The 12984-nt window shown below is 51.8% G+C and carries 13 protein-coding genes; 4 read left to right on the top strand and 9 right to left on the bottom strand.

Features of this window, described 5'->3' with window-relative positions; all coding sequences use genetic code 11:
* From AACZ40_RS23475 to AACZ40_RS23490, 4 genes are all read right to left on the bottom strand, one after another.
* Nucleotides 1-361 (bottom strand): hypothetical protein (locus tag AACZ40_RS23475; RefSeq protein ID WP_339676065.1); only part of this gene is annotated, 361 nt, incomplete at its 3' end.
* A gap of 409 nt (nt 362-770) precedes the next feature.
* On the bottom strand, nt 771-1571 hold the full coding sequence (locus AACZ40_RS23480) for a GDSL-type esterase/lipase family protein (RefSeq protein ID WP_291174116.1): 801 nt from the start codon (nt 1569-1571) through the stop codon (nt 771-773).
* Between the two features lie 62 nt (nt 1572-1633).
* Nucleotides 1634-2398, bottom strand: coding sequence for a hypothetical protein (locus AACZ40_RS23485; protein ID WP_291174118.1), 765 nt, complete (start codon nt 2396-2398; stop codon nt 1634-1636).
* A gap of 384 nt (nt 2399-2782) precedes the next feature.
* Nucleotides 2783-3211 (bottom strand): NADAR family protein, encoded by a 429-nt coding sequence (locus AACZ40_RS23490; protein ID WP_291174120.1) that lies wholly within the window; start codon nt 3209-3211, stop codon nt 2783-2785.
* Nucleotides 3212-3913: 702 nt separating this feature from the next.
* Between AACZ40_RS23490 and AACZ40_RS23495 the strand changes: the two genes are divergently transcribed.
* Nucleotides 3914-7078, top strand: coding sequence for a DUF1553 domain-containing protein (locus AACZ40_RS23495; RefSeq protein ID WP_291174121.1), 3165 nt, complete (start codon nt 3914-3916; stop codon nt 7076-7078).
* A 24-nt stretch (nt 7079-7102) separates the two neighbouring features.
* On the top strand, nt 7103-8551 hold the full coding sequence (locus tag AACZ40_RS23500; protein WP_339676067.1) for a DUF1501 domain-containing protein: 1449 nt from the start codon (nt 7103-7105) through the stop codon (nt 8549-8551).
* A gap of 264 nt (nt 8552-8815) precedes the next feature.
* On the opposite strand, the gene AACZ40_RS23505 is transcribed toward AACZ40_RS23500, so the two are convergent.
* The 5 genes from AACZ40_RS23505 to AACZ40_RS23525 form a co-directional block, all read right to left on the bottom strand.
* Complete coding sequence (locus AACZ40_RS23505) at nt 8816-9103, bottom strand: hypothetical protein (protein WP_291174125.1); 288 nt, start codon at nt 9101-9103, stop codon at nt 8816-8818.
* Entirely contained in the window at nt 9070-9555 is a 486-nt protein-coding gene (locus tag AACZ40_RS23510; RefSeq protein WP_291174126.1) for a hypothetical protein, read from the bottom strand. Before AACZ40_RS23510 ends, AACZ40_RS23505 begins: the two co-directional genes overlap by 34 nt.
* Nucleotides 9556-9615: 60 nt before the next feature.
* Nucleotides 9616-9948, bottom strand: a complete 333-nt coding sequence (locus tag AACZ40_RS23515; protein ID WP_291174128.1) for a YbjQ family protein — start codon at nt 9946-9948, stop codon at nt 9616-9618.
* A 22-nt stretch (nt 9949-9970) separates the two neighbouring features.
* On the bottom strand, nt 9971-10483 hold the full coding sequence (locus AACZ40_RS23520; RefSeq protein WP_291174130.1) for a hypothetical protein: 513 nt from the start codon (nt 10481-10483) through the stop codon (nt 9971-9973).
* A gap of 91 nt (nt 10484-10574) precedes the next feature.
* A complete protein-coding gene (locus tag AACZ40_RS23525; protein WP_291174131.1) occupies nt 10575-11078 on the bottom strand; it encodes a hypothetical protein in 504 nt (167 codons plus the stop codon).
* 448 nt (nt 11079-11526) lie between these two features.
* Here AACZ40_RS23525 and AACZ40_RS23530 point away from each other — a divergent pair, with 448 nt between their 5' ends.
* On the top strand, nt 11527-12315 hold the full coding sequence (locus AACZ40_RS23530; RefSeq protein ID WP_291174133.1) for a hypothetical protein: 789 nt from the start codon (nt 11527-11529) through the stop codon (nt 12313-12315).
* A 66-nt stretch (nt 12316-12381) separates the two neighbouring features.
* Nucleotides 12382-12939, top strand: a complete 558-nt coding sequence (locus AACZ40_RS23535) for a hypothetical protein (protein WP_291174135.1) — start codon at nt 12382-12384, stop codon at nt 12937-12939.
* Nucleotides 12940-12984: the final 45 nt, after the last annotated feature.

The raw sequence follows: 12984 nt of genomic DNA on the forward strand, positions 1-12984 counted from the left end.
AGAAAAGCATCTCGCGATGCCCATTGACTGACCGTGTATTTCGTGAGACGGTTACCATTCTCACATAATCTCTGAGTTGATCTAATTCAGTTTTATTGACAATTTCATCCAAAATTTCTGGATCATCGAGCGCGCGATGTGCCAATACTTCTAAACCAACTTTTCCAATAAAACGAGATACAACCTTGTCACTCGGCTTTTCTCCTATTGGCAAAATCAGTGTACCAGCTTTGGAAGATAACAGACTGTTAACCCATCTCGACTCATCAGTATTTGGGCCCGCGCAAACACTGATGCCTTCCTCACCATCAACTTTTAATAAATGAATTAGAGTACTCGTTTGCAGGTGAAATCCTTCCATCGGCGGAATTCTCTTTTTCTTACTAGGAATTCCGAAATTAAACCTTCGTTCTTGTATATATCGCGAATCTAAAAAAGGTTTCTCAACTTCCCGAGAGATATAGTTATTGCATTTATCACAAACTATTCCTGGAGGGAGTACGTGATCGATGTTGCCAAGTGACTCTGGAATAATATGCTCTACCGAGCGCGAACTCGAAGAGTCCACTTTACAGAAGATGCAACGCATAGCTTGTCTCTCGATACGAGGATTCTAATCTCTACATAGGAGAAAGTAATACCGCAATTTCTCGGACTCTAATTAAATAGTTAACGTGAATATGCAATGAAGAATAGTAACATTAAACGAATCGCTAATCGAATTGGTAACCCGCTCCAATAATACCCCACACCACGTCCGCCATCTTCTGCTATCCCGCCTGGGAAAGATGAATCGAATCCAGCGTCGCATCTCCGCCCGCGAGGATTGACAGAAACACCCGTTTCGGCACCAGCTTCACATCATGTTTCTTCGCCAGTCTGCGTTGTATCCGGCCAAACGCATGATAAAACGGCGGCAGTGGCAATTCCAGCATCACCAGCTGACGTCCCGGCGATGCCAGTTCGGTCAACAAACGATCCAGGCTGGTCGCAAACTCAGCCGGCGTGGTACTCCCCAGCACATCATTCCCGCCAATTTCCAGCAACACCAGCTGAGAATCGATCTGCGATGCTGCCACCCGCTTCCGCGCCGCAACCACTGTATCCCCCACATGCGACAGATCCTGCACGGCGATCTCATGTTCCCGTGCCAGAATGCGCGGCCACGTTTCAGTTTCCGAGTCTCCCAGGCCCGCGGTCACCGAGTCACCAATCACCGTCAGCTGCCGCGAAGAAACCGGTTCCACCCCCGGGGTCAGATGATACGGCACTTCCAGCAGCAGCCCCAGCAGCCAGACCCCCACCATCGCCTCCGCCGCTGCCTTCCGCCAGCGATTCGTAAACAAGGTAACCAGCCAGAACAGCGTCACCAGAGTCGCGACACCATAAAACCGCCAGGGCAGGGGAGTCGAAGAAACGAGAATCGCCAGCACACCGATCACCAGCGAAAGCACCATCCCCCGCCGCGCAAGTGAACTCTCACGCAGCGATAACAACGCCGCCAGCAGTACCAGCGTCACTCCCGTAAAAAACGCCTGCCCCGAGGCACAGTGATAGACAATCGGGTTCATGGGTGATTCTCAACTGCTGAAACCATATGAAACTCCTATCAGAATATTTTAACCGGTTTCAACTATTGTTTCCCATCATCATCCTTCTGCACTGCATTATAGTCACGACGTCGCACTAGCGTGGTCTCGACGAATTCATGTTCTTCCGATATTGAAATCACCGCTTTCGCCCCCAGAGGCACTGACGCAATCATCGTCGAATTGATTACACGCCGCTTTGATTCATCCGGATCAATCACCGTAGCGGTATGCAGTGTACCCTGCCAGACAGGTTTTTCTATTGAAAACGGTACGACGGAATTATTAATACAGACAATTTGATAATTGGCTTCAGAAAAGTAGGGGAGTCGCGTCGTATAGGGACGTAACTTCTCATATCCCGACTGAAACATCGGGTTATGCTTCGTCAGGAATTCTTGCGGCGTCAATCCCATCTCAAATGCACATCTCGAGTAATCCGAGATTTCAAGCACACTCGCTACTTCACTCGGCTCATAACCCAGCATCAGAAAACATTCATCGGGACCACTATCCAGATGAGGTTTCGTGGATACCTGCTGATCAAAACGGCCTAAGGAAAGATAATGTAAAGTTCTCCCCGCTTCTCTTTCATGAATCGCAGTCATCTCGCCCTTGAGATTCACCATCATCCGTCGAAAAGTATGTGAATCGAGCACCGCTCCCAAATTTGCCAGACAGAAGCCCGGCTCGTTGAAATCCGTACGGCAGGTTCGTTGATAGAGATCGCTGGCTAGAGCTGTTAGATCTGAAATTTCAGGACTCAGACAAATCGCATCCGGGGACCACTCCAGAGAGTTTGTTTTCATCTCATTTTCCTTCTGTTTACACTTCAGCAATCTGGCCCAGTCATGTCTGTCGTAATATGGTTGACTTACATGAGCCCTTCTTCGTTTTAATGTTACAGCATTACCCCAGTTTCATAGACACAATTCGCCTTCAATGGTTCTGATATAGTGTGAAACTCTTCAAATATAAAAGAAAAAAGGGTGGGCCCGAATATAATTCTCGCCGATCGCAGCGAGCAGGAACTTGTCAGTGCAGGCAATCAACTCAGCAAGTGGTATCCAATCCATGTCGCAACGGGAATTGAAATGATTCTTTTTAATTCGAACGTTTACCCCGTCAGTTTCCCGTTGTCTACGACAACACCGAATTGCATTCGGTGCTACCCGGGGAGTTGTTGAGTCTGGTTAAAGTTCTCCGCGCACCCGCACCAGGATCTCCCCCAGCCGATTGAGCCCGGTCCCCTCCTTGCCACACCCCCAGTAGTAATCACCGGGGGCATTTTCCACGATCTGCCGCTCCCCGGTCGACAGCAGCAAAGTTTTCAGTTCCTGATGCGTTTGAAACTTTTTGAGCACGCCCTGGTACATGATCTCGTCCTTGACCTCTTCCCAGTCCGCCCGCAGGGGAACCTTGCGGCTTCGCCCCAGATTTGCTGCCTGCATCGCATTGTGTGCGGTCCTGATTCGTTCGCGGTACGCTGCATCTCCAAACTTCTGCGCCTGAAAATAATGCTCGACCGTCGGCCACCAGAGTTCGTCCAGTTCCACTCCGTGCGGTGAAAAGTTCGAGAACTCGCCGTACTCATCATTCTTCGTGTAGAAATAAATCGTCATTTACTTTCCCCAATACCTGAAACCAGGTTAAACACGCCGGGTGAGCCCGAATAAAATTCGGGCCGAGCGCAGCGAGCAGGAGGTCGCAGTGTCACCAATCAATCCAGCAACAGGAATCCAACCCATCTAGAAATTCTCTTAAGAATGCGAAGCCGTTTTAATGAGACAGCCAATTGGTGACCGTGAACTGTTTTGCACGGCCGGTCAAGCCGGACCGTGGCTCACAGAACCTCAAATACTATTGCAATCGTCCCAACCAGATCAGACGTCCGCGTGCCACCGCTCGGCTTGTCCGACGGTGCTGGTACGATACCAGAATAATTCAAGCCATGCACCTGAAAGTAGCAACGGGACTCGAAATGATGCTCTTAATTCGAACGTGTACCCTGTCAGTTTCCCGTTGTCTGCGACAACACCGAATTGCATTCGGTGCTACCCGATTTCTCTCAGATTGACAGTATTATTTCAATGCCAGGAGAATTATCTGGCACACAGCGGAGCAAATCAATCAGAATCGAATCTGATCTGGGCATACGAAAAACCGAACTCCCCGTCGGCCTCATTACCAGTTATCCAATTCACCTCACACACTGATTTCCTGCAAACAATCCGTGACAAATCCATCCATGCCTGCTAATATTTAAAGTAACTTAAATATTATTCTGACCCTCGCGAACTCCTTCACCCCTCAAGAGCTGGTCCATGCCTGTACCGTTACGGAACCTGATCCTGCCTGTCCTCACCACGGTCTGCCTGTGTTCGTCTTTCTGGACGGAACTTCAGACCGTTTCGGCAGCCGGGCCTTCAGAAAAAAAAACTCGCATCCAATTCAACCGCGACATCCGCCCGATCCTCTCCGAGAAATGCCTGCACTGTCACGGCCCCGATCCCGCTACCCGCGAAGCCGACCTGCGGCTCGATGATCCCGCCGACGTGAAACAGCCCCGCGACGGTTACGCCATTATTAATCAAAAAACACCCCCAGACAGCGAACTGCTCAAACGCCTGCTGACGACAGACACCGATCTCCAAATGCCCCCCACTGATTCCGGTAAAGAAATCTCAGCAGCCGAAATCCAATTAATCAAAGCCTGGGTCGAGCAGGGGGCGGAGTATCAGCAGCACTGGTCCTTCATTCCACCACAACGGTCCGAACTACCCGCGGTAACAAAAACCAACTGGTCACAAACACCTATCGACCGCTTCGTACTCGCCCGCCTGGAACGCGAAGGATTACAACCTTCTCCCCGTGCCGACAAAGCCACGCTCTGCCGTCGTCTTTCACTGGATCTCACCGGCCTGCCTCCCACGCTTGCCGAACTGGATACGTTCCTCAACGATCATTCACCCCAGGCGTATGAGAAACTGGTCGACCGCCTGCTCAATTCTCCGCATTACGGAGAGCACCGGGCCCGCTACTGGCTTGATGCCGCCCGCTACGCCGACACCAGTGGCTATTTCACCGACGAAGCATGGGAGATGTGGCACTGGCGCGACTGGGTCATCAACGCCTTCAATCAGAACATGCCTTTCGACCAGTTCACCGTCGAACAGCTGGCGGGCGACCTGCTGCCCGAGCCGACACAAAACCAGCTCATCGCCACCGGATTCCACCGCAATCACATGACCACCCTGGAAACGGGCATCATTGATGAAGAATACCGCGTCGAATACATCGTCGACCGCATCGATACGACGTCCACCGTCTGGATGGGTCTGACCGTCGGCTGTGCCCGCTGCCACGATCACAAATACGACCCGCTCTCCCAGAAAGAATTCTACCAGCTCTTCGCCTTCTTCAACAACACCCCCGAAACGGGTAACACAGGCACCGTCGGCAACGCGAAACCGATTCTCAAGATTCCTTCGCAAGAGTACCTGGCCCGCGAACAGCAACTGAAAGACGAACTCGCGACTTTAGAAAAACAGCATCAACAGCGCGAGGCACAACTCAAAGCGCAACTGAAACAATGGGAGCAAAGTGTACTCGACGAACTCTCGCCCCCCACTTCTGATCAACTGGTCATCCACGAACCGCTGGACGAAATCACCAGCAGCAAGTCGCTCACGCCAGCGGGCTCGGTCGAAATCACACCCGGCTTTGTCGTTTCAGCCGCAAAGTTTGACGGCACCGCACTCCTCGAAAGCAACACCCCGTTCCGGTTTACCCGCGACAAACCCTTCACACTCGCCGCCTGGATCAACCCCGCGTCGAGTGGCCCCGTCTGTCTGTTTTCGCAGAACGACGATACAAACCACCTTCGCGGCTTCGACATCATGATCCGCAAAGGCAAACTCTCCGTCCACCTGATTCACAAATGGAACTCCAACGCAATTCAGGTCGTCACCGCTGCCGGCATCCGCACCGGTCGCTGGCAACACCTGCTTGTCACCTATGACGGCTCCTCCACCGCTGCCGGCGTTCGTATTTTTCTCAACGGCGAACCGCAGGCCACCTCCGCCCCCTATGACAGCCTGACCGGCGATATCACCGTCAACCAACCATTCCGCCTCGGCCGCCGCAGCACGAGTGCTTTCTATAAAGGCGCACTCGACGACCTGCGAATTTACCAGCGTGCATTCTCCCCCGCTGAAGCCCGGGAACTCGCCGACAGCCAGTTCCTCAACACGCTGCTCATGATCCATGCCGAAAAACGGACCTCGCAACAGCAGCAGGATCTCCGCGACTACTTTCTCAAAACCGCCGCCCCCGATTCCCTGCGTACCGCCGAAAAACAACGGGACAAACTCCGCAGCAGACTCACCAAACTGCAGAAGAACGTCCCCACCACCATGATCATGCACGAAAACGAAAAGCCGCGGGACACGTTCATCCTGCTGCGTGGCGTTTACGATCAGCATGGCGAACAGGTCACCGCCGCCGTGCCCCAGGTCTTACCAGCATTCTCCCGGCAACTCCCCACCAATCGTCTCGGCCTGGCCCGCTGGCTCACCAGTCCCGATCATCCGCTGACCGCCCGCGTCTATGTGAACCGTCTCTGGCAGCAGTTGTTCGGCGTCGGCCTGGTCAAAACGGTCGGCGATTTCGGTTCGCAGGGGGAATGGCCCAGTCATCCCGAACTGCTCGACTGGCTGGCCGTAGAATTCCAGCAAAGTGGCTGGGATGTCAAACACCTGTTGAAACAGATCGTCCTCTCTTCCACCTACCAGCAGTCGTCCCGCGTTACCCCCGAACTCTATGAACGCGATCCCGAAAACCGTCTGCTGGCGCGTGGCCCCCGATTCCGTCTCGACGCCGAAACCGTCCGCGACAACGCCTTGCAGATCAGCGGCCTGCTCGTGGCAAAGCAGGGGGGACCCAGCGTCAAACCGTATCAGCCGCCCGGCCTCTGGGAAGCGGTCTCTTATGACGGCAATGTCACCTACGAGCAAAGCACGGGTGACGGACTCTACCGCCGCAGCCTGTATACTTACTGGAAGCGTCAGAGCCCGCCCCCCGGTCTGATGGCCTTCGACGCCCCCACGCGCGAAACCTGCACCGTGTCTCGTCCCCGCACGAATACACCGCTGCAGGCGCTCGTCCTGATGAACGACCCGACCTACGTTGAAGCCGCCCGTGTTCTCGCCACGCAAACATTAAAAAAACAGGCGACCGCAGCAGAACGCATCGATTTCCTGTTCCGCGCTGCCACCAGTCGACTGCCAGCAAAATCCGAACAACAGATTCTCAGTCGCATCCTCCAGCAGCAGACAGACATCTATCAGCAAGATCCCGAAGCTGCAGCGAAGCTCATCAACGTCGGTGCGGCTCCCGTCGACAAAACCATGGAACCAACCGAACTTGCTGCATGGACGATGCTGGCCAGTATGATTTTCAACATGGACGAAACCCTGACCAAACAATAACCGTGTTCACTCACAGGAACCGTCATGCCGATCGACCTGACTCAATTACAACACGATTTCACCCGCCGCCAGTTCTTCCGCTCCAGCGCAACCGGCATCGGTGCCGCCGCCCTGGGTTCGCTGCTGAATCCCGATCTGTTTGCCAGTGAAACGCCAGCCGTCAGCAGTTCGCATTTTCCCGGTACAGCCAAACGCGTGATCTATCTCTTCATGCATGGCGGCCCGTCGCAGATGGAACTCTTCGACTATAAACCCCGGCTCAAACAGTTGAATTCCGAACCGCTCCCCGATTCCGTTCGCGGCGATCAACGCCTGACCGGCATGACCTCCGGCCAGAAGTCGTTCCCCATCGCCGCCCCCAATCAGTTCCGCTTTCGGCAGCATGGCGAAAGTGGCACCTGGGTCAGCGATGCCCTGCCGCACTTCGCACGAATCATCGACGATGTCTGCGTGATCAAATCGATGCACACCGAAGCCATCAATCACGCCCCCGCCGTCACCCTGATGCAGACCGGCCACCAGCAACCTGGCCGCCCCAGTTTCGGCGCCTGGTCGAGCTATGGATTAGGCAGCGAGAACCAGAACCTCCCCTCGTTCGTCGTGCTCATCTCCGACGGCAGCGCATCGCGTCCCGCCGATCCGCTGTATGCGAGGCTCTGGGGTACCGGCTTTCTCCCTTCCAGCCACCAGGGGGTCAACTTTCGCAAGAACGGCGATCCGGTGCTGTACCTCTCCAATCCGCCGGGCATCAACGACGCCAGCCGTCGCGGCATGCTGGATGGACTCGCCCAGCTCAATCAACGGCAGTTCGACGATTACCGCGACCCCGAAATCCAGACCCGCATTGCCCAGTACGAGATGGCGTATCGCATGCAGACCTCGGTCCCCGATCTGACCGACTTCTCCAGCGAAACCGAACAGACGTTCGAACTCTACGGCGACGCCTCCCGCAAGCCGGGCACCTACGCCGCCAACTGTCTGCTTGCCCGTCGCATGGCAGAGCGGGGCGTGCGGTTCATTCAACTTTATCACCGAGGCTGGGACCAGCATTACAATCTACCCAGCGACCTCCGCCTGCAGTGTGGCGACATCGACCAGCCCACCGCAGCGCTGCTGACCGACCTTAAACAGCGGGGCTTGCTCGACGATACCCTCATCGTCTGGGGCGGCGAATTCGGTCGTACAATCTACAGCCAGGGCACTCTCACCAGCACCGATTACGGCAGAGACCATCACGGCCGCTGCTTCACCATGTGGCTGGCCGGCGGCGGCATCAAGCCCGGCATCTCCTACGGCGCGACCGACGACTTCTGCTACAACATCGCCGAAAACCCGGTCCACGTCCACGACCTCAACGCAACCCTGTTACACTGCATGGGCCTGAACCACGAACGCCTGATCTTCAAACACCAGGGCCGCGACTACCGCCTCACCGACGTCCACGGCACCGTAATCGACAAGATCCTCGCATAAATGATGTGCCGAACTTGTATCAGCAAATGTAGGGGTAGACCCATGTGTCTACCCGTGCTATTGATGCGTTATTTATGCAGGTGTCGAATGATTTCTTTCCCCCCCAACGTGTAATCATTCAAAACGTCACCAGGCGGACTGACACATGGGTCAGCCCCTACACTCTTTTGCTCAATCGATTGATATCACTTGAAGACATCCCAAGTCAGTTTCCCGTTGTCTAACGACAACACCGAATTACATTCGGTGCTACCCGGAAGTTGATCAGGAATGATGCCGTTCAATCAAAACTGCAATTTTCCGTACCAGCTTTTCCGCGGACTTCGTTTTCGCGACCACACAATAACCCGACCAGAAATCCCATTCCAGGCCGATCACTTTTCTCTGGTGTTGAAAATCCTGAAACCGTTCCTCCGGGCCGACCACCAATTCCCCCACAGGCACCAGCTGAAACTGATTCACAACGATTTGTGTAATCCTCTGATACGAGTCAGCTTCGATTTGAAAAAACGCAATCGTCAGCCGCTGGCTGGCATCCCGATGTTTATGCATGGCGATTCCCTGGAAATATCCCCACTCAAATTACCAGTCCGGATGCGTCTCGTGAATCCACACGTGGACAATATGATCACGCTGCGTTTCCAGATTTTGGTCTTCCACGGGAAATTGTCCATTTTTTCAGGAGGGCTGCCTGTGATAATGCAGAAGGCTCCCAGCACCAGATACGGCAACACGACAAAAAAGAAGAGATCAGACCAGGTCAAGTCGCCCAGAAGAATTCCCGTAATCCAAATCAGCACAGGAAAATAATTGACGATTTTTAAGGCTGTCGGAACCCCGCTCATCTGACCGGCTGCAAGTCGTTTTAACCGGTCAATATCCTGCTCGGATCGAAACTGAGGAACCTGCTTTTTAAAAGCAAGAAACTGGAACTGTAAATAGATCAAATACAGTAATAACAGGCCAACGGGAGCCAACATCAGCCCTACCATCATTTCACGCATCAAAGTCTCCAATTAAGCATCATTTAAAATGTAAGCGGGCAGCGAAATTTTCTGAACATCTTACTCAGGCTCAATCACGACTGCGGTCCCGTAACAGAGGACCTCCGTCGCCGAGCCTTTGCTGACGACTTCCGAAGCATCGTACCGCAGGCCGACAATCGCATTCGCCCCCCGTTCCCTGGCATGTGCGAGCAAACGATCATACGCCTGCTGCCGGGCCTGCTCGCACATCTCGGTGTAGGCACCGATCTGACCACCCACGATATTCTTCAACCCGCCCAGAACCCCCTGCGCAATCGTCGGCGACCGCACGATGATCCCCCGCACAATGCCCTTGTATTCTTTGATCCGGTAGCCTTCGATCGTAAACGTCGTCGTGACCGGCATGTTCATGTTGGTGGTTCCTGGCTGGTTTCTATATATGATCGCTGTCGGGAACACTCACAATTTGAATCAGCGTTTTCGCATCATCCTTGCCGCGCGTGATCGAAATCGAAACCGTCCCCAAATCAGGCTGATTCGTCAGCAGCAACTGAACCGAGGCCGCCTGTTCGCGAATGAAATGTTGAATGATCACAGTTTGCAGTTTCCCGTCCACTTCTTCCTGTCGCGTCCAGTGTGCCGGCAGATAGAGATCAGTCCCGGGGAATTCACGACCCAGGATCGACCAGTTGGGCGGCTCAAACCCGCTTTTCTTCACATAAAACGCCACGACTTCCTGAAACGGTTTTTCAGACAGGTACTGCCCCGTATCAGTTCTTCTGTTGACACTCTCCGCCTGATTCGGTTCTTTGACGGAATAAGTCGTCGTCCCCTGTTCCCTGGCTTCCGCACCGGAAATCACCCACGACTCCAGCGGACTTTTTTCCTCAGCCGCCTGCAGGGGAGTCAGCATCAGACAGAACAGAAACAAAGAAACAGACCGCATCGGAAACTCCTCGTAAAACATAAATCACGAACCAGTGACAACTGATTACCCTACCGACAAGTTTAAGCAAGGCATTGAACGATGTCATCAGTTACGAACTGATACGCGGCGTCTGCCAACGAAACAGCCGTGGACAACCCGAGTGAATACCCCAGGCAACGCCCAGCGACAGGCCAACATGAATCAGCAGCACGACCAGTTTTATAAACTGGAATCCCGGCCGAACATAAACTGCAGCAACCGTCCACTGCGGCCAATCCAGATAGAGTTCAGGTCGCAATCCCCCTTTTCCCGGCACAATCTGGAGCAGGGAAGTCAGGCCGAACATAACCAGAAACCAATGCCAGAAACGCGAGACTTTGACCGTCCCGGAGAACGCCGTAAACAGTCCAAAACCGCAGGCCAGCGCAAAGATCAGCCACAGCAAGAATGTCTGCATTCGCGATTCAGCCAGATTCAGAACTGGGTCAAGTTGTAACAGGCCCAGGAACAAAAACACGTAGGTGAGAAAAACATATGCGCCAGCCAAGCCAACCACCGCCCGCACACTTTTGACCAGAATATTTTTTTCCGCTCGTCGCCCCGGATCCATCATGGATAATCCCTCCGCTCAAAACTCGCACCCGCATTACCAGCGTCTATCATGCCACACTATCCACCTGAACACAAGCGAATATTCAGTGGGGAGCAACGCATTCGTAATGCGTTGGTTAAAGATCGATCAAGGTTCGCTCGATCCACGGAAAGCTCTCCACACCTGTCGAAGCTATGCGATTGCTTACTGAAAATATACTTTCGCCTCTGTAACCATTCGACGCATTTCTGTATTGCAACTGCTTCTGACTTTTCAGCTGCTTTCTGATCTTTCTCAGTATCTGCAATTGCGTCATGTTCACTATGAAGTACAGCCTGACTTGATCGAGAAATAGGAGCTTAATCTGTATGAATTACCATTGAGAGTTGACGTATGGTCACTGTCCGCTTTAATTATTATATTCTTTTACAATTCAAAAAGTAACGATCTTATTCTGGGGCATTAATTCATGAATACAGACGAGAACAATTTAGAGGATTTCCTGACCTTAGGTCAACATTTATACATTCTAAGAACATCAAACAATGTTGAGTTACTTCTTGAAGAAATCCCTAGCTTTTTACAAAAACTAAAAGACTGTTGTCTTAAGAGATCAATCTCAGCTGCTCAATCAATTCGTGAAATTGACCAACTTCGACATAAGGGAGGACGTATTCTTAGACTTGATGCAGAGCGTCTCAGAGCTTGTGTAGACACGCTCTTGGTCGTTATTTATGAAGAAGCCCGTGAGAGGAAACTTATTGAAATCAAAGCAGGTTATGTACTTGAGGAGCTAAGACAATTGCCTACACAGATTCAATTAACGCAAGCACAAGACAGGCTTTTCGATGAAACAATATTTTGTATTGAAAGAGGGGCATGGCGAGCCGCTATTGTGATGGGATGGAATTTTGCATACGACTACATTAGGCAGTGGGTGTTTGATAACCGGCTTGCAGATTTCAATAACTCATTAACCACAAAGTACAAGATAAAGGCTGGTGATTCGCGATACAAAGCAATTGTTAATTACGAAGATTTTTTTAATGGAAACCCTGATGAGCGAACTGTAATCAATACCTGTTTTTTGGCGAACATCATTGGAGGAAAAGTAAGAGACGAACTTTGGCAGCACTTACGTCGAAGAAACAGTGTGGCACACGCGAATTCACGATTCCCAATTCAAGAACAAGCCTGTTCATTTATTAGAGATTTAATTGAATTAATTTCTGAATCACCTTTCAGTAATAAAACGTGATACAAAAGTAGTAATGAAGAGTTATCATTGATCGGATCCAATGAACAATTTCCGGAGATAGTAATCGTGGCAAACCCCGAACATATTGAAATAGTTTCGAGAGGTGTTGAGGCAATAAGAAAATGGCGTATCGAGAACCCAGGCAAGAGACTGGATCTGAGTGGGGCTCGTCTGACATTACACCAGTATCAGGATGCTTTTTTAGAAGATGCAGATTTAATAAACTCTAAATTATTTGAGTCAGAGTACAGAGAAGATCAATTGATTGAATCTTTGTATGGTGATGAAGGGGTCATGCGGAATCTAAAAAAGCAGATAGATTGCCATACAGCTAAAAAGAGAAATACCAGAAAGCTATACGACCAAATATATGCGTTTCTTATGTGGGTAGTGCAATCCGTGCTATTTGGGCCGAAATTGCTCACTTCGGTAAAAGTATTCAAAAAAAACGTAAAAGCATGGCAATCCAAGCAAAGAGAACTTTTCCCCATCTCTGAAGGAACTGACGTACTTATCGCAGGATTTATACGATTTGTTCGGGTTGGGTTTATTGCATTTTTCATTGCGTTAATTCCACTTTCGATACAGATTGTCCAAACGAGCGCAATGCTCGTACTGCGATAGCCCAAGACTGGCGGACTCCCGAAAAGTGAATTATGCGGCCAGTTG

It is taken from the genome of uncultured Gimesia sp., assembly GCF_963972345.1.
Lineage (GTDB): Bacteria > Planctomycetota > Planctomycetia > Planctomycetales > Planctomycetaceae > Gimesia.

Coding starts and splice junctions, on each gene's coding strand:
- AACZ40_RS23505 (WP_291174125.1), bottom strand. CDS start 9,103: ATGCATAAACATCGGGATGCCAGCCAGCGGCTGACGATTGCGTTTTTT.
- AACZ40_RS23520 (WP_291174130.1), bottom strand. CDS start 10,483: ATGCGGTCTGTTTCTTTGTTTCTGTTCTGTCTGATGCTGACTCCCCTG.
- AACZ40_RS23515 (WP_291174128.1), bottom strand. CDS start 9,948: ATGAACATGCCGGTCACGACGACGTTTACGATCGAAGGCTACCGGATC.
- AACZ40_RS23500 (WP_339676067.1), top strand. CDS start 7,103: ATGCCGATCGACCTGACTCAATTACAACACGATTTCACCCGCCGCCAG.
- AACZ40_RS23525 (WP_291174131.1), bottom strand. CDS start 11,078: ATGATGGATCCGGGGCGACGAGCGGAAAAAAATATTCTGGTCAAAAGT.
- AACZ40_RS23510 (WP_291174126.1), bottom strand. CDS start 9,555: ATGCGTGAAATGATGGTAGGGCTGATGTTGGCTCCCGTTGGCCTGTTA.
- AACZ40_RS23480 (WP_291174116.1), bottom strand. CDS start 1,571: ATGAACCCGATTGTCTATCACTGTGCCTCGGGGCAGGCGTTTTTTACG.
- AACZ40_RS23485 (WP_291174118.1), bottom strand. CDS start 2,398: ATGAAAACAAACTCTCTGGAGTGGTCCCCGGATGCGATTTGTCTGAGT.
- AACZ40_RS23495 (WP_291174121.1), top strand. CDS start 3,914: ATGCCTGTACCGTTACGGAACCTGATCCTGCCTGTCCTCACCACGGTC.
- AACZ40_RS23530 (WP_291174133.1), top strand. CDS start 11,527: ATGAATACAGACGAGAACAATTTAGAGGATTTCCTGACCTTAGGTCAA.
- AACZ40_RS23490 (WP_291174120.1), bottom strand. CDS start 3,211: ATGACGATTTATTTCTACACGAAGAATGATGAGTACGGCGAGTTCTCG.